This is a genomic window from Devosia sp. Micro-HW1, from assembly GCF_056341075.1.
Map to the genome: position 1 here is coordinate 3,262,501 of NZ_CP094375.1, position 15,766 is coordinate 3,278,266.

General features: G+C 63.6%; 16 protein-coding genes and 1 tRNA gene (1 of these 17 cut by a window edge). 9 read left to right on the plus strand and 8 right to left on the minus strand.

Annotated features, from left to right (window positions below):
* The 7 genes from MQW79_RS15705 to phnF form a co-directional block, all read right to left on the minus strand.
* On the minus strand, positions 1–484 hold the 5' portion of the coding sequence (locus MQW79_RS15705; protein WP_476585403.1) for a phosphonate C-P lyase system protein PhnL. The gene continues 254 nt to the left of window position 1, outside the view; 484 of the gene's 738 nt are visible here — the first part of the coding sequence; it begins with the start codon at positions 482–484; its stop codon lies beyond the left edge, outside the window.
* Between the two features lie 167 nt (positions 485–651).
* Positions 652–1,473, minus strand: a complete 822-nt coding sequence (locus tag MQW79_RS15710) for an ATP-binding cassette domain-containing protein (RefSeq protein ID WP_476585404.1) — start codon at positions 1,471–1,473, stop codon at positions 652–654.
* Positions 1,470–2,384: an alpha-D-ribose 1-methylphosphonate 5-phosphate C-P-lyase PhnJ gene (locus MQW79_RS15715; protein WP_476585405.1), complete on the minus strand. Its 915-nt coding sequence runs from the start codon at positions 2,382–2,384 to the stop codon at positions 1,470–1,472. The genes MQW79_RS15710 and MQW79_RS15715 overlap by 4 nt, the downstream gene beginning before the upstream one ends.
* Positions 2,381–3,475, minus strand: coding sequence for a carbon-phosphorus lyase complex subunit PhnI (locus tag MQW79_RS15720; protein ID WP_476585406.1), 1,095 nt, complete (start codon positions 3,473–3,475; stop codon positions 2,381–2,383). The genes MQW79_RS15715 and MQW79_RS15720 overlap by 4 nt, the downstream gene beginning before the upstream one ends.
* On the minus strand, positions 3,475–4,005 hold the full coding sequence (phnH, locus tag MQW79_RS15725) for a phosphonate C-P lyase system protein PhnH (RefSeq protein ID WP_476585407.1): 531 nt from the start codon (positions 4,003–4,005) through the stop codon (positions 3,475–3,477). The genes MQW79_RS15720 and phnH overlap by 1 nt, the downstream gene beginning before the upstream one ends.
* The gene (phnG, locus tag MQW79_RS15730) at positions 4,005–4,448 is read right to left on the minus strand and encodes a phosphonate C-P lyase system protein PhnG (protein ID WP_476585408.1); all 444 of its coding nucleotides are present in this window, start codon (positions 4,446–4,448) and stop codon (positions 4,005–4,007) included. The genes phnH and phnG overlap by 1 nt, the downstream gene beginning before the upstream one ends.
* Positions 4,438–5,196, minus strand: a complete 759-nt coding sequence (gene phnF / locus MQW79_RS15735) for a phosphonate metabolism transcriptional regulator PhnF (RefSeq protein WP_476585409.1) — start codon at positions 5,194–5,196, stop codon at positions 4,438–4,440. The genes phnG and phnF overlap by 11 nt, the downstream gene beginning before the upstream one ends.
* A gap of 164 nt (positions 5,197–5,360) precedes the next feature.
* On the opposite strand from phnF, the gene MQW79_RS15740 reads away from it, so the two are divergent.
* The 7 genes from MQW79_RS15740 (at position 5,361) to phnE (MQW79_RS15770) (ending at position 12,241) form a co-directional block, all read left to right on the plus strand.
* Positions 5,361–6,509 carry an alpha-D-ribose 1-methylphosphonate 5-triphosphate diphosphatase gene (locus MQW79_RS15740; protein WP_476585410.1) on the plus strand — a complete coding sequence of 383 codons (1,149 nt, stop codon included), beginning with the start codon at positions 5,361–5,363 and terminating at the stop codon, positions 6,507–6,509.
* Entirely contained in the window at positions 6,506–7,057 is a 552-nt protein-coding gene (gene phnN / locus MQW79_RS15745; RefSeq protein WP_476585411.1) for a phosphonate metabolism protein/1,5-bisphosphokinase (PRPP-forming) PhnN, read from the plus strand. Before MQW79_RS15740 ends, phnN begins: the two co-directional genes overlap by 4 nt.
* 9 nt (positions 7,058–7,066) lie before the next feature.
* A complete protein-coding gene (locus MQW79_RS15750) occupies positions 7,067–7,678 on the plus strand; it encodes a DapH/DapD/GlmU-related protein (RefSeq protein WP_476585412.1) in 612 nt (203 codons plus the stop codon).
* A gap of 264 nt (positions 7,679–7,942) precedes the next feature.
* Positions 7,943–8,770, plus strand: a complete 828-nt coding sequence (phnC, locus tag MQW79_RS15755; protein ID WP_476585413.1) for a phosphonate ABC transporter ATP-binding protein — start codon at positions 7,943–7,945, stop codon at positions 8,768–8,770.
* Between the two features lie 60 nt (positions 8,771–8,830).
* Positions 8,831–9,739 carry a phosphate/phosphite/phosphonate ABC transporter substrate-binding protein gene (phnD, locus tag MQW79_RS15760; protein WP_476585414.1) on the plus strand — a complete coding sequence of 303 codons (909 nt, stop codon included), beginning with the start codon at positions 8,831–8,833 and terminating at the stop codon, positions 9,737–9,739.
* Between the two features lie 173 nt (positions 9,740–9,912).
* Complete coding sequence (phnE, locus tag MQW79_RS15765; protein ID WP_476585415.1) at positions 9,913–10,884, plus strand: phosphonate ABC transporter, permease protein PhnE; 972 nt, start codon at positions 9,913–9,915, stop codon at positions 10,882–10,884.
* 1 nt (position 10,885) lies between these two features.
* A complete protein-coding gene (phnE, locus tag MQW79_RS15770) occupies positions 10,886–12,241 on the plus strand; it encodes a phosphonate ABC transporter, permease protein PhnE (RefSeq protein ID WP_476585416.1) in 1,356 nt (451 codons plus the stop codon).
* Between the two features lie 53 nt (positions 12,242–12,294).
* Here phnE (MQW79_RS15770) and MQW79_RS15775 read toward each other — a convergent pair.
* Positions 12,295–12,368, minus strand: a tRNA-Gly gene (locus tag MQW79_RS15775).
* Positions 12,369–12,576: 208 nt separating this feature from the next.
* On the opposite strand from MQW79_RS15775, the gene MQW79_RS15780 reads away from it, so the two are divergent.
* Entirely contained in the window at positions 12,577–13,584 is a 1,008-nt protein-coding gene (locus MQW79_RS15780; RefSeq protein ID WP_476585417.1) for a LacI family DNA-binding transcriptional regulator, read from the plus strand.
* A gap of 267 nt (positions 13,585–13,851) precedes the next feature.
* Positions 13,852–15,678: a heparinase II/III domain-containing protein gene (locus MQW79_RS15785; protein ID WP_476585418.1), complete on the plus strand. Its 1,827-nt coding sequence runs from the start codon at positions 13,852–13,854 to the stop codon at positions 15,676–15,678.
* The last annotated feature ends 88 nt before the right edge of the window (positions 15,679–15,766 follow it).

Here is a 15,766-nt window from a genome sequence, read left to right on the forward strand (position 1 = left end):
TCTGCTGTTCGCCGCCCGAAAAGGTGGACGGGTAGGCGCGCCAGAGTTCGGGGCGCACGCCGAACTGGTCGAGCCAGTGACGGGCCTGCTCCAGCGCCTCGGTCTTTGACGTGCCGGCCAGCAGGAGTGGTTCGGCGACAATGTCCTGTGCCGCGACGCGCGGGCGCGCATTGAGGAACTGGGTGACAAAGCCGATTTCCTCGCGACGGAGCAAGGCAATGTCGACATCGGCGGCATTGGCGAGGTCAATCTCGCCATGGCTGGAACGATAAAGGACGTGGCCGCCGACCGGCAGGTAGCTGCGCCAGATGGTGCGCAGAAGCGTCGACTTGCCGGCGCCATTGTGGCCGCGCAGCAGGATGAATTCTCCCTCGAAAAGGTCAAAGCTGACGCCCTCGAAGGCATGCAGCATGCTGTCGAGGTGATACATGCGGAAGGTCTTGGTGAGACCCTGGACGCGAAGCAGGGGGGAGGGTGCGGTCATGAACGTGCCTTCCGGGAGCTCTTCGTGAAGCGCGATCTTGCCACGCCCGTCACCACCCGGCTTGTCCGGGTGGTCCATTGGGCGTCGAGGCATCGCATGGATTGCCGGGACGAGCCCGGCAATGACGTTGTGGGGGGAACGGAAATGAGGGAGGGCATCGCGTCACCTCAAAGCTTCGCGTGGACGAGTTGCTGGGTATAGGCGTGCTGGGGGTCCTGGAAGACCTGGTCGGCCAGGCCCTGTTCCACCACTTCGCCATGACGCATGACCATGACGCGGTCGGCCATGGTGCGGATGACGCCGAGGTCGTGGCTGACCAGCACCATGGTAATCCTGCGATCGCGCTGCAGGCGCTTCAGCGTATCGAGCACGAGGGCCTGCACCGACACGTCAAGGCCGGTGGTCGGCTCGTCGAGCAGCAGCAGAGCCGGTTCGAGGGCAATCGCCTTGGCCAGCTGCACGCGCTGCTGCATGCCGCCCGAGAGCTCGATGGGGCGCGCATCCATGCGGTCGAGCGGAAACTCGGATGCGTCGAGTGCCTCGCGGGCCTTGCCGCGCAGCACGTCGAAGCTGCGCTCGCCGGCAATCAGCAGGCGCTCGGCGACATTGCCGCTCGAAGAATGCTGCATCAGCAGCCCCAGATGCGGGTTCTGGTAGACGATGCCGATATGGCGGGCGCAGAGCATCCGGCGCTCATAGCGCGTGAGATCGAAGAGGTTCTCGTGCTCGCGGCCCGGCAGACGCAAGGTGTAATCGCCGCTGTCAGGCGTGTCTTCGAGGTTCATCATCCTGAGGAGCGTCGACTTGCCCGAACCGCTTTCTCCGACAATGCCCATGACTTCGCCGGGATAGACCTTGGCATCGACGCCACGCAGCGCGCGGACGGTGCCAAAGGTCTTTGAGATGCCCTGCATCGTCAGCAGTGGTTCGGCCCGCATCAGGCGGGGGGCGGCGCGCTCCAGCGCCGGCGGGCTGAGATCAAGGCTCATGCTGAAAACTCCCCGTTGCGATACCAGGTCTCGCCGATTTCAGTGGGCGCGCCGTCGGCCCTGTCGAGGGCCTTGATCCCGAGATTGCTGTCGGAAACTTCGAAGACCGAGCCGCCGTCATCCTGCGGCAACTCGTTCATGAAGAAGCCCCGGACGCCCGAGCGCCGGCAGGTGAGGTCGGCATGATCTTCGACGAGGTAAGGACGATCGGAAAAGACCAGCGGCTCGACCCGCGTATAGGGTGGCACGGCATGAAGACGCTTTTCGCGCCCGGCCGAGAGGAAGGTCAGGTGCTGGGCCATATTGAGCTTGGGTACGTCCCAGCGCGGAATGGGCGAGGGTGTCATGACGTGGCGGCCATTGACCATGGCCGGATAGGAGGCGCCCTGCATGATCCGGCCCTTGCGCACGATCTGCTCGTAAAGCGTGAGCCAGAGCTTTCCGTAGTCGGCATCGGCATGCATCTGCTTGGCGAGGGAGATGTTCGGCTCAACATCGCGCAAGGGCTCCGGATCCGGGACCTGCAGGACGAGGACCTGGTCCTCGCGCATCACCTCCTCGGGAATGCGGTGGCGCGACTGGATGATGCTGGCGCCCAGCGTGTCCCAGGTCTCGGAAGCGCCGGAGACACGCGAAATGAAGCGGCGGATCGAGGCGGCGTTGACGCCGTCATCGGCACCCTGGTCGATCACTTTCACCACCGAGCTCGGGTTGACGAGGGTCAGCGTCACCTGCAGGCCACCGGTGCCCCAGCCGCGGGCCATCGGCACTTCGCGGCTGGCATAGGGCATCTGGCAGCCGGGCACGGCGATGGCTTTCAGCATCTTGCGACGCAACTCCCGCTTGGCCGACGCGTCGAGGAAACCATAGCTGGTGGCGGCCCAGTCCTTGGTCAGCATTGCAAGGCTCATAGCGCGGGTTCCTCTTCGGTTTCGGCGACGTCAGTCTCGCCCCTGGCTTCGGCCGCGACCTTCCTGGCCTTGGCGTCACGCATGGCGTCCAGGATCGACTGGAAAGTGACGTAGTGGGGCAGCTTGAAGTGAATGCAGAAGCCCGAAGCTTCGACGCTTTCGGTGTGGTAGAGGTAGAATTCCTCATGCACGGCCGAGCCGACAGGGGCTTCGTCCGAATTGAGGTCGAGCGTTGCCGCGGCAATCACCTTGACCTCGTTCCAGCCGAAGGTGGCGGCAAAGCCCAGTTCGAGATAGCCGCCCTTCTCCTTGGACGTGACTTCCGCCTGGCTGACACGCACGCGCCCGGCGGAAAACTCGGTGCCATTGGGATGGCGCACGACGACATTGGCCTCGCCGACGCGCAGCTCGTTGACCGTGGGATGGGCATTGCCATAGCCGCGCATGGCGGCGTAGCCGAGGGCCAGCACACCGCCGGTTTCGGCTCGGGCGAGGCTCTGCAGGCGATGCGCGCGCGAGGCCGGGAACAGCAGCGGCTCCCGCGTCAGGTCCGGAATGTTTTCCGGCGACACGGTCGATGCTCTGGCCGGGGCGACGAGCCCTTGCTGGCGCTGCCAGTCGGCGAGCGAGGGCTGCTGCGCCGGTGCGGGGTTGGCCGCCTTCTCGACTGCGGGCGGGGTGAAGGGCTTGCCTTCGAGCACGTCAGTCGCCAGCACGCGATGGGAATAATCGAGAGTTGGCCCGAGGATCTGGCCGCCCGGAATATCCTTGAAGGCAGCCGAGATGCGGCGCTGGGTGAGGATTTCATGCTGCTGCACGGGTCGCGATATCGCGAGGCGTGGTTGGGTGGTGCGCCAGGCGCGCAACACCAGCACGGCTTCGGAAAGTTCGCCCCCGGTCTGCGCCAGAGCGAGCGCTGCCAGTTCTTCGTCATAGAGCGAAGCTTCGCCCATCACCCGGTCGATCAGGTAAGGCATGGTCGAGCGGATGGTTTCGACGCGGGCGGCGTCGATTGTGCCGAGGTCCTGGCGGAACAGCCGCTCGGCCTGTTCGATGGCCTTCTCGCCCCCGCGGGTTGCAACATAGGCCACTACAGCACCTCCACCAGGCAAGAGCGCGGAATGCCGACGACCTGGTCGCCATCGACGAAGAAGATGTCGAAGCCTTCGGGATAGAGGCAGAGCAGGTTCCGCATGGCCCAGAAGCCAGACGACACAGCGAGGGCAATCTCGGTCGAGCCGTTTATGCCGGGGCCAGTGAGGCGGATACGCTGTCCGGCATGGGCCACGGCGACAACCAGGGTCGCGCCGTGATCGGGATAGAGTGCGCTGCCGCAATTGATCTCGGCCAGTTCGACGCCATCGAAGCTGGAGAGGAACACATGGTCGGCCGCGCCGATCGTATCAGCCAGCATGGCGCCGCTCGCCGCGATGCGCGCGCGCATTTCGGGCGAATCGGCATAGGCGCTGCATTCGCGATCGATGAGGGTTTCGGCAATGGCGCCGAAGCCGGGTTCGGGCAGGGTCCTGACATCGCCGGGGCGCGACAGGGCCCACATCAGCGCTTCGAACGTCGCATTGGCGCGCAGTTCGACGGCGTCGGGAGCAGCGACGGTCAGCATCAGAATGTCTCCATTTCCACGCGGGTGGCTTCCACTTGCCGCATACGTTCGGCATCTGTCTGGGCCTGGTGGGCCCTTTCCTCGGCGAGGAAGGCGCGGGTGCTTTCATCTTCGCCGCGGGCCGCGACATGGAGGTCGATGACGGCCATGGCCATGGCGCGCTCGAGATCGCGGCCGGTCACCATGCCATAGCCGATCTGGCCGGCCTGGCCGCTGATATGGGCCTCGCTCACCAGCACTTCGCCCAGGTGAAAATCGACTTGTCCGACCGTGTCGCGCATCGGCACCATGACAAGGCCGGTGCGGTTGGCGATGACCGAGATGTCGCCCAAGTCGACAAGCAGGGTTTCGGCAAGTTGCTTGAGGCGGTCGGGGCGGGCGCGGGCAAGGATGTCGAGCATCTCGCCATGCTCGGGTCCGCCGGATGGGGTTTCATTGAACATCGCTGTCTCTCTCGGACGTGGTGACTCGTGGCTGGTCGGATTCAAAGGTGAATTGCACGCGGTCGCCGGCCCACACGGCTTCAGAAAAGCCGATGGGGTTGCCGTCCATGTCCGCGTCGATTTTCTGCACCACCAGTACCGATTGTCCGGGCCGCAGCATCAGCATGCTGGCCTCGTGCTCGGTGGCGAGCCGGGTAAAGACCGTGGTGCGCTGCCGGCGATAGTCGAGAATGCCGTAGGAGCGATAGACCTGCGTGATCGACGCGTCGCTCCGCCGGCGCTCGGGCAGGTCCGGGAAGCGCGCGGCGGCGTGGTAGGCCCAGTCGATGGAGATCGGCAGGTCATTGGCAAAGCCGCGCCAGGAGCGGGCAAAGACCGGCGCGTCCTTCTCGATCCCGAGTGCGGCGGCGACACGGCTGCTGGCCGGCAGCTTCATTTCTGCCAGCGTCTCGCCCGATGCGGTGAGGCCCTGGCTCGACAGATTTTCATGCCAGCGGGTGCGGGCGCCGATGACATAGTTGAGCAGGGTCGCCCGTTCGACGAACGTGCCGCGGCCATGCTCGACACGCAACTTGCCCTCGTTGACCAGCGCTGCCAGCGCCTTGCGCAGCGAGTGGCGACGCACACCATAGAGCACGCAGAGTTCAGGTTCGGATGGCAGCTTTGTATCCGCCGCCAACCGTCCGGAGGTGATTTCCTGATTGATTTTGTCCCGGGTCTCTTCCCAGGACTGTCCTTGGCTTCGCATATCGTCAACTCATTCGAATGAGCTGGTTCTAGCGAGCCGAGGTGACACTGGAATGACGGTAGGACGACCTTTCGACATCCGTGCGCCAACTCATTCGAATGTCGCCTGTTCTGTCGTCGGCTTGTCACAGAGGCTGGGTAGGTGAGGCGCCAAGGAGACCAGACATGACAGCCATCGGCCTCGACCAGATCGTCCTCACCAATGCCCGCATAGTGCTCGCCGACCGGGTGGTCGAAGGTGCAGTGGAAGTGGCTGGCGGGGTCATCACCGATATCGGCTCCGACAGCGTGCGGGGTGTCGACCTCGAAGGCGACTATCTCATTCCGGGCCTCGTCGAGCTGCACACCGATCATCTCGAAACCCACTATGCGCCGCGCCCGAAAGTGCGCTGGCATCCGGTGGCGGCCGTGCAGGCGCATGACGCGCAGATCGCGGCCTCGGGCATCACCACCGTTTTCGACGCCATCCGCGTCGGCATTGACGAGCATGCCGATATGGGCGCCGCCGAACTGCGCATCCTCGCCGATGCGATCACTGCAGGGGTCGAGGCGCGGCGCCTGCGCGCCGACCATTTCATCCACCTGCGCTGCGAGGTGTCAGCGCCCGATTGTCTCAAGGCATTCGAGGGCATCATGGACCACAAGCTGGTTCGTCTCGCCTCGCTGATGGATCACGCGCCGGGCCAGCGCCAGTTCGCCAACCCGGACGCCTACCGCGCCTATTACCAGGGCAAGCTCAAGATGAGCGATGCACAGCTGGCCGAATTCATCGCCCGCCGCACGCTGGAATCGATCACCTATGCCGACCGCCACCGCAAGGCGCTGGCCGAACTCTGCCATATCAGGAATATCGCGCTGGCCAGCCACGATGACGCCACCGCCGCCCATGTCGATGAGTCGCTGGAACTGGGCATTCGCATCGCCGAATTCCCCACCACGATGGAAGCCGCGCAGGCGTCGCGCGATGCCGGCCTTGCCATTCTCATGGGTGGGCCAAATGTGGTGCGCGGCGGCTCGCATTCAGGCAATGTCTCGGCGCGCGAGCTGGCCACTGCGGGACTGCTCGACATTTTGTCATCCGACTACATTCCCTTTTCCATGCTGCAATCGGCCTTCTGCCTTGTCGACGAAGTGGCCGGCGTGGACGTGCCGCAGGCTATCAGCCTCGTCACCAAGCGGCCGGCCGATGCGGCGGGTCTTGATGATCGCGGCGAGATCGCACTGGGCAAGCGCGCCGACCTCGTGCAAGTGCGGATCGAGGATGGGATTCCGATCGTGCGCACCGTCTGGCGCCAGGGCAGGCGGGTGCTATGACCGGTACCTTCGTTGCTGTTGTCGGGCCGAGCGGCGCCGGCAAGGACAGCGTCATGAATTTTGCACGAGATCGTCTGGGTGACCAGGTCGTCGTGGTGCGCCGAGCGGTGACACGCGCCGCCGATGGTGGCAGCGAGGATCATGACAGCCTCTCGCCCGAGGCCTTTGCCGCCGCAGAGCGGGACGGTGAATATGCGCTCAGCTGGGAGGCGCATGGCCTCCTCTACGGTCTGCCGATTGCGCTGGAAGCCGATCTGGCCGCCGGTCGGGTGGTTATTGCCAATCTCTCGCGCGCCGTGCTGCCAAAACTGCTCGCACGCTATCCGACCGCTCTGGTCGTCGAGGTGACGGCAGAGCCCGAGATCATCGCGCGGCGCCTGGCCGGGCGTGGGCGCGAGGGGGGCGAGGACATCCGTCGCCGCATCGAGCGCAGCGCCGGCTTCCGCCTGCCGCCCAGCACGGTGCGCATCGACAATTCGGGCGATCTCGAAGCGTCCGGCCAGCAGTTTGTGGCGCTGCTGCGCGATCTGCTGCGCCTGCCGGTGTGAGGGCATCGCATGAAGAAGCTGAGCGAGACGCCGTTTGTCCACGAAACGGCCAGGGTCACGCAATCGACCCTCGGCCGCTATACCGAAGTGGGCGCCCAATGCCACGTCGCTTACTCGACCATGGGCGACTATTCCTACTGCGTCGGCGGCACCCAGATCGCCTATGCCACCATCGGCAAATTCTCCAACATCGCCGCCAATGTGCGCATCTATGCGAGCATGCATCCGATGGAGCGCGCTTCGCTGCACCATTTTACCTATCGCTCGGCGCAGTATTTCGAGGGCGAGGAGGACGATGCATCGTTCTTCGAATGGCGCGAAAGCACGCCGATTTCCATTGGCCACGATACCTGGATTGGCCATGGCGCGGTGATCATGCCGGGGGTGAATATTGGCAACGGCGCCATTATTGGCTCCAACGCGGTTGTCACAAAAGACGTTGCCGATTTTGCCATCGCCGTCGGTGTGCCGGCGCGGACCATCCGCCAGCGCTTTGATGACAGCGTCGCGGGCCGCCTCGATTCCATGAAATGGTGGGACTGGAGCCACGAGCAACTGCACGTGGCGCTGCCCGATTTCCGGATGCTGGGGATCGAGGCGTTTCTCGAGAAGTACGAATAATCTCCGGCTCCCCCTCTCCCCTTGCGGGAGAGGGTGGATCGGCCGCAGGCCGAGACGGGTGAGGGGTTCCTACCGCGCGGTCGGTCCATCCCCTCGTCCGCCTTCGGGCACCTTCTCCCGCAAGGGGAGAAGGAAAGGTGGCCATCCCCCGCGACAACCCACCACACTTTCCCGGTGCATAGTCATGCAACCGTCACCCAAGTGTAATGGGGGCGTTACGTCCCGGCCCTAGGTCTGCCGCAGTTCAACGGCCGGGGCAGTTCCATGCTAAAGATTTCGCACGTTACGCGACGATTTGGTGACAAGGTTGCCGTCGACAATGTGACGCTGGAAATCCCGCAAGGACAGATGGTCGGCATCATCGGCCGCTCCGGCGCCGGCAAGTCGACACTGCTGCGTATGGTCAACCGTCTCAACGACGTTTCCTCCGGCTATATCGAATATGACGGCGTGAAGGTGTCTGAGCTGCGCGGCCAGGCCCTGCGCGACTGGCAGCGCGACTGCGCTATGATCTTCCAGCAGTTCAATCTCGTGCCGCGCCTCGATGTCATCACCAATGTGATGCTCGGCCGGCTCAACGGTCGCAACGGCGTCTTGAACCTGCTGCAGCTGTTCACCGCCGACGAGCAGTATGAGGCACTGCGGGCACTGGAACGTCTCGACATCGCCCAGACGGCTACGCAGTGGGCGCAGACTCTGTCGGGTGGCCAGCAGCAGCGCGTCGCCATTGCCCGTGCCCTGATGCAGGAGCCAAAGATGATCCTGGCCGACGAGCCCATTGCCAGCCTTGATCCGCGCAATGCCCAGATCGTCATGGACAGCCTCAGAGACATCAATGCCGAAGGCATCACCGTCATCACTAACCTCCACACGCTCGACACCGCCCGCGCCTATTGCGAGCGCATTGTCGGCATGGCCCAGGGCCGCGTCGTCTTCGACGGCACGCCCGACGAACTCACCACCGATGTGGCCCGCTCTATCTACGGTGCCGATGGTCTGAAGGAAGCTTTTTCGGAAGTCATGACCTCGACCTCCATTGCGCCCGTCCAGTTCCTGCCGCGCACGCCAAGCAATGCGCAACAGGCTCCCTAAGTCATTCGGCTCTTCCCTGTCGCCGAAGGACCCATCCCGCGTCACCAAAGGAGACTTCCCGTGTCCGCGATCCGTAAACTTCTCCTCGCCTCCGTCGCCCTTTCCCTGTCGTCAGCCGCCTTTGCCCAGGACGGTCTCGTCCTGCGCATCGGCCTCGACGGCAGCGAAAACGAAGCCGACCAGCTGCGCCGTGCCGAATGCGTCGCCGAGCCGCTGAAAGCCGCCACCGGCGCCACCGAAGTCCAGTTCTTCCCCTCGCCGGACTATAACGGCATCATTCAGGGCCTGCTCGGCGGCACCATCGACATCGCCATCATGGGCGCCTCGTCCTACGCCGCCATCGAACTGCAGAGCCCCGACGCCGTTGATCCGGTGCTGACCACCCAGCAGGCGGATGGCTCCACCGGCTACTACACGATCATGGTCGCCCGTTCGGATTCGGGCATTACCGACCTGGCCTCGACCGAAGGCAAGAAGCTCGGCTTCGCCGATCCGGATTCCACCTCGGGCTTCCTGATCCCGAGCGTTGCCCTGCCGGCCGACCTCGGCAAGGAAATCAAGGAATTCTACGCCGAGACCGGCTTCGGTGGCGGCCATGAAAACCTCGTCCTCGGCGTGATCGACGGCACCTGGGATGTCGGCACCACCTTCGGCTCGGGGCAGGGCGACTTCTCCGAGGGTTACACCTCGGGCAACCTGCGCATCATGGTCGACAAGGGCATGCTCGACATGGACGACCTGGTCGAAGTCTGGCAGTCCCCGATCATCCCGAACGGTCCGCTGATGGTCTCCAACGCCGTTGCTCCCGAGGTCAAGGAACAGATCACGGCCATGTTCAAGGCCCTGCCGGAAACCGATTTCGAATGCTTCGACGCCTTCACCGCCGGCGGCTACACCAATTTTGTCGACGCCGACAAGGCCATGTACCAGACCATTATCGACGCCCGTAAGTCGGTCATCGGTAGCTGATTTCAAATAAGACGCTGCGGTGATTTCGGTCACCGCAGCTACCCCAAACTCAATGTCATCCCGGCGCAGGCCGGGATCCATGCGCCGAACTGCCAAGGCCGCTGTGCGTGGGCATGTGGACATGGATTCCGGCCTTCGCCGGAATGACACCGTGGTTCTTGAAAGGCTGGTTCATGGCCGACATCGCCCCATCCAATGGCCTTGCGCCAGCGACCGAGACCCTGCTGCGGCACTATCGCAGCCAGGTGATGACGCGCCGCGTCTATTCGCTTCTCGCCGTGGGAGGCGTGCTGGCGGCGCTGTTCTTCGCCATGAACTACGCCAATGCCGCCAATTCCGGGAAGTTCTTCGACCGAATTCCCTACATGTTCGACTTCGTGAAGAACTTCCTGCCGCGCGATCCCTTCGAGATCTTCCGCGCCATGTTCGATCTGCCCTCGCCCTATTTCGACGGCTCGGCCAAGTACGATTACACGTCGGAGCGGGTCTACATCACCGACAGTTTCTACATCCCGCACTTGGTCTACCAGCTGATCATCACGGTCAACATCGCCATCGTCTCGACGATTATCGGCGGCACCTTTGCCTTTTGCCTCTGCTTCTTCGCTGCCACCAATCTGGTTGGCGCGGGCGCCGTGCGCTGGTTCGTGCGCCGTGTCATGGAAGTCCTGCGCGCTTTCCCCGAAATCGTCATCGCCGGCATGCTGACGGCCATTCTGTCCATCGGTCCCATTGCCGCCATCGTGGCGGTCTCGCTCCACACCGTCGGCGCGCTGGGCAAGCTGTTCTTCGAAGTGGTGGAAAATGCCGACATGAAGCCGGATGAGGGCCTCAGGTCCGTCGGCGCCACCTGGCTCGACCGCGTCCGCTATGCCATCGTTCCGCAGGTGCTGCCCAATTTCGTTTCCTATGGGCTGCTCCGCATGGAGATCAATGTCCGCGCCTCCACCATTATCGGCGCGGTGGGGGGCGGTGGCATTGGCGAAGTGTTCCGCCTCTCCATCGGCCGCGACTACGCCGCCCAGACCTATGCCATCATCATCATGCTCCTGGTGACCATCATCGCCATCGATCAGCTCTCGGGCTGGCTGCGCCGGCGCCTCGTCGGCAACCAGGGTTTCGACATCGCCCGTGGGAGCGTCTGACATGTCCGCCATCAGCACCGCCGAACGCGCCCGCCTCGAAAACAAGTTTCCCGAAGTCTTCCGGCGCAGTTTCGTCAGGCAGTACGGCCTGCCACTCGGTATCGGCCTGACCTTCGCCTATCTCGTTTTCTGCTGGTTCTTCTTCAATGTCGGCCCGGCCTTGCAGAACGGCAAATGGGACCGCGCATCGATCTATGTGCAGGACTGGTATAGCTGGCGTGCCCAGCCGCGCCTCCGCTTCGGCGACGATGGTGTCGTCAACGCCCAGTGGTCGAGCCGCGGCCAATATCCCGAAGGCGCCATCATCCCCTGGCTGACGCCCCATGCCGATGGCAGCATGACTGCCGTCTTCGATGGCGAGGCCAATCGCCTTCACATCACCACCAGTCAGGTCGATGTCTATGTCGATGGCACCGTCTATCCCGTCACCATCACCGCCGATGGCGCCTATGCGCCCGCAAATGCCCCTGATGCGATCGTCCAGGATCGCGACAAGGTCTGGGTCCATTACGGCTTTGCCGGCCAGGCCGAGATCCGCGACAACCAGGTGGCGGTGCAGCGCCGCTTCTTCGGCTGGGCCAATTTCCTCTACGATCCGGGCTCGCCGCTCTGGGGCAATGACCTGTTCTCCACCATTGGCCTCATCTTCTCGGGCGACGAGGTCGTTGCGGGCAAGCCCAATATCCAGCTGGTCTGGGAACAGTGGCTGGGCAACCAGGCCTGGCAGCACGGCGATATCCTGGTGAAGCTGTTCCAGACCCTGGTCATGGCCTTTGTCGGCACGCTGCTGGCGACCCTCGTCGCCTTCCCGCTGGCCTTCTTCGCGGCTCGAAACATCACCCTCAACCGACCGACCAACTGGCTGATGAAACGCTTCTTCGACTTCATCCGCTCGGTCGACATGCTGATCTGGGCCTTGTTCTTCACCCGCGGCTTCGGGCCCGGTCCGATCCCCGGCATTGCCGCGATCTTCCTCACCGACACCGGTGCGCTGGGCAAGGTCTATGCCGAGGCGCTGGAAAATGTCGATGACAAGCAGCGCGAGGGCATGAAGTCGGTCGGTGCGCACCCGGCCGCGGTCAACCGCTATGGCGTCGTCCCGCAGGTCCTGCCGGTCTTCGTCTCGCAGTCGCTCTACTTCTGGGAGGCCAACACGCGTTCGGCGACCGTCATCGGCGCCGTGGGTGCTGGCGGTATCGGCCTCAAACTGCTCGAAACCATGGGCACCAATTCCGACTGGGACAAGGTCGCTTATATGGTGCTGCTCATCCTGTTCGTCGTCTTCCTCTTCGACAACATGTCCACGGCGATCCGCCAGCGTCTCATCGGCGGCCCCGGCCATGCGCTGCGCCCGTAGCGCCGCTTCAACTCAGCACAACAGCGCATTGGTGGATGGTGATATCGGGGAAATGGAGCGGGTGAAGGGAATCGAACCCTCGTATTCAGCTTGGGAAGCTGCTGCTCTACCATTGAGCTACACCCGCATCGGCGCGATCAATGCGTGAAATCGCGATCAGCGTCAAGCGCGCAGCGCGTTTGGCGAGGTTATGTCAAACGATAACAGTGTGTTGGCAAAATGGCCCGGTATCGGTCCGTTCATCCGCAGGGTCCAGGAGGCGGGTCGGGTCCTGGATCACCTCTTGCTTTGCTCAATAAACGCAAATATTGCGTATTGGGTGAAGGGGAGCTCTCATGGCATCGGGCAAGCGCGCCAGTCAGGCTGACATCGCAGAGAAACTGGGCGTTTCGGTCTCGACCGTCTCCCGCGCGCTGGCAAATGAGATCGGCATCAGCGATGCCGTGCGGGCCGATGTGCAGCGCGTGGCGCGGATGCTCGGCTACAAGAGCAAGCATCCGCCGGCCTTTGGCAAGCTCGACAAGCGGGCCCTGGCGCTGGTGCCGCTCAACAGCGCCATGGGCAGTCTGGCGAGCTTTTACCACGGCATTGTCGAGGCCATGCGGGCCCAGTCCGAAGAGGCCGGCATCGTGCTCGACGTGCGGCTGGTCAACGAGGATATGGTGACCCTCGACTTTATCCGCCGGCAAGTCTCCAAGACCGGCGCCAATGGGGTCATCCTGGCCGGGATCGATCCGGACGAGGACATTGCCCAATGGGCACAGGAGACCGAAATGGCCCTGGTCCTCGCAAATGGCAGCGATCCGCTGATGCGTTTCAATTCGGTGGCGCCAGCCAATTTCTATGGCGCCTACCGCGCTACCCAGCGGCTCATCGACGCCGGGCACCGCAAGATCCTGCACTATACTTATCGCCACCGCCCCACCATCCTGCAGCGTCGCCGCGGATTTGAGGCGGCGATCGCCGCAAACCCCGGCGTTTCCGGTACTGTGGTGATCTCTAACGAGCATTCGAGCAAGGATCTTTTGGCCGCGATCCTGGCCGGCGAATACGACATCACGGCGGTCCTGTGCTGGAATGACAGTGTGGCCGTGAGCATGGTCGAGGCGCTGCTGGGTCCCGATTCTCCCATGCCGGAAGGCTTTTCCATCATCGGCTTCGACGACCTGCCGATTGCTGGCATGGCCAATCCGCGCCTGTCGACGGTGCGGGTTGACCGTGAGGCGATTGGACGGGGCGTCATCCGGCTTCTGGGCAGCCAGCTCGATGGCGAACGCGCCGTGCAGCAGCTTGAGATCGGCCTGTCCATGGTCGAGGGTGAAACGGTTCACAGTCTCGTCTGAAACCGGCCTGGCGCCCGCCACGCGAGCAAATTTGCGTAACTTTTTTCTCCCGCCATGTTGAAAAGCCCTGCGCCCCTGCCGGGCCGATCCACACTATCCGGCTGCTCTATCGACGCAATTTCCGCAATCTTGCATTAATTGCGTGAAATGCGCAAAAAGCTTGAATTTGCGCAAAACCGTGCATAGCCTTGCATGGCGTTCAGAATAGCCCGCAAAGGGAATTCGCTAACCCATTGTTAGCGCCTGACGCGACCTTGGGAGGCATGTGTGACTCTGCGGCACTGGAATGTGAAGCATGTTGGCCTGGTGCTCGACGCCGCGACCGATTTTGCGCCATTTCCCCGCTTCGGGTCGCCCGAACTCGTGTCGCTCAAGGCGCGGCTGGGCAAGGCGGCGATTGCCGATCTGCTTGAGGCGGCAGCGACCGACCTGAATGCGTCGATCCCCGCCCTGCCGGCTTCGCTCTACCACGAATTCCGCGAGACGGGTCGCCGCGAGGGCTATGAAGATGCCCAGCGCGCCCGCCGCAATATGCTTTATCGCCTGACCCTGGCCGAATGGCTCGAAGGGCAGGGTCGTTTCCTCGTTGCACTCGAAGATGTCGCCTGGGCGCGGCTCGAGGAAAGCAACTGGGCCTGGCCCGCCCATGCCCGCGATCTTGACCGGCCCGATCATCCGACGCTGGACCTTGCTGCCGCCATGACCGCGCTCGACCTGGCGGAAATGGACTACCTGATCGGCGATCGGCTTTCGCCCAATCTGCGACTGCGTATCCGCTCCGAAGTGGAGCGCCGGGCCATTGGCGCCTTTCTCGATCGGGACGATCACTGGTGGCTGCATACGACGCCGCACAAGCAGGTCAATAACTGGACGGCGGTCTGCGTGGCCGGCGTGGTCGGCGCGGCACTCTATCTTGAGACCGATACGGCGCGGCTGGCCCGTATCGTCACCCGCGGCCTCCATAGCCTTGCCGACTATCTCGAGACGTTTGACGGCGAAGGCGGGTCGAGCGAAGGACCGGATTACTGGACCTATGGGTTTGGCAACTACGTCGTGCTCGCCCACCTGCTCAACGCCAGGACCGATGGCGCCATCGACCTCCTGGAAGGCGACTATGTAAAATCCATCGCCCGTTTCCCGCTCAACACCATGCTGACGCCGGGTGTCTGGGTGAGCTTTTCCGACAGCGACAGCAACCCGCTCTTTCATCCGGGCCTGCTCACGCATCTGGCCGGGGTGCTCGACCTGCCGGGCCTCCTGGGTCTTGGGATGAAGAACGACTTTTCGGTCGGGATTTACAACCAGTTCTGCTGGCCGCTGCGTCAGTTTGCCTGGCCGCTGCCCGACGATGCCGCCCCCGCACTGCCGAGTCTGCACGACTGGTACGACGAGATGGGCTGGATGATGAGCCGGTTCGATCCGTCCGATGCCGATGCGCTCTGTCTCGCCGCCAAGGGCGGCCATAATGACGAGATGCACAACCAGAACGATGTCGGCTCGTTCATGGTCGTCACGGGCGGCAAGGTCGTGCTGACCGATCCCGGTCGCGGGCGCTATTCCAAGAGCTATTTCGGGCCCGAGCGCTACCAGAATCTGTTTGCCTCCTCGCGCGGCCATTCGGTGCCCATGGTCAATGGTATCGAGCAGGCGCCGGGTCGCGAGCACGCGGCCGAGGTGCTGCTGCACGAACATGGCGCCGAAGCCGACCGGCTGGAGCTGGACATGGCGGCCGCCTATCCCGGCGAGGCCGGCCTTGCCGCCCTCAAGCGCAGCCTGACCTTCGACCGGAAGACCCCGGGTGGCCGCGTGCTGCTGGAAGACGATTTCGAATTTGCCGGGACCGAGGGCCTGTTTCAGTCGGTGCTGGTGACGCCCATGGCGGCGGAAGCCGGCAACGGCACTGTCCGCATCGGCGATGAATTCGCGGGCGTCGTCGTCCGCTACGACACGGCAGAACTGGACGTTGCCTTCGACCGGCATCCCGGCTCGGAAAAGCAGTACCAGCCTGCCGTTGACCTTACACGCGTGGTGTTTACGCCCCGGCAGAAAAGCCGGGCGGGACGCCTTGCGCTCGAAATCTCGCCCCTCGACTGAGGGGAGAGTGCTGCCCCTTGGGCAGATCTATCGCGGGCCTGCGGCTCTGAGGAGTGCCGACGGCCAGGAGTGAACGCCGGCGGTGGGA

Bases quoted from the DNA above. Each gene is read 5' to 3' on its own strand.
- MQW79_RS15710 (WP_476585404.1), bottom strand. From the start codon at position 1,473: ATGAGCCTTGATCTCAGCCCGCCGGCGCTGGAGCGCGCCGCCCCCCGC.
- MQW79_RS15780 (WP_476585417.1), top strand. From the start codon at position 12,577: ATGGCATCGGGCAAGCGCGCCAGTCAGGCTGACATCGCAGAGAAACTG.
- MQW79_RS15715 (WP_476585405.1), bottom strand. From the start codon at position 2,384: ATGAGCCTTGCAATGCTGACCAAGGACTGGGCCGCCACCAGCTATGGT.
- phnH (WP_476585407.1), bottom strand. From the start codon at position 4,005: ATGCTGACCGTCGCTGCTCCCGACGCCGTCGAACTGCGCGCCAATGCG.
- phnE (WP_476585416.1), top strand. From the start codon at position 10,886: ATGTCCGCCATCAGCACCGCCGAACGCGCCCGCCTCGAAAACAAGTTT.
- phnE (WP_476585415.1), top strand. From the start codon at position 9,913: ATGGCCGACATCGCCCCATCCAATGGCCTTGCGCCAGCGACCGAGACC.
- MQW79_RS15740 (WP_476585410.1), top strand. From the start codon at position 5,361: ATGACAGCCATCGGCCTCGACCAGATCGTCCTCACCAATGCCCGCATA.
- phnN (WP_476585411.1), top strand. From the start codon at position 6,506: ATGACCGGTACCTTCGTTGCTGTTGTCGGGCCGAGCGGCGCCGGCAAG.
- phnC (WP_476585413.1), top strand. From the start codon at position 7,943: ATGCTAAAGATTTCGCACGTTACGCGACGATTTGGTGACAAGGTTGCC.
- phnF (WP_476585409.1), bottom strand. From the start codon at position 5,196: ATGCGAAGCCAAGGACAGTCCTGGGAAGAGACCCGGGACAAAATCAAT.
- phnG (WP_476585408.1), bottom strand. From the start codon at position 4,448: ATGTTCAATGAAACCCCATCCGGCGGACCCGAGCATGGCGAGATGCTC.
- MQW79_RS15750 (WP_476585412.1), top strand. From the start codon at position 7,067: ATGAAGAAGCTGAGCGAGACGCCGTTTGTCCACGAAACGGCCAGGGTC.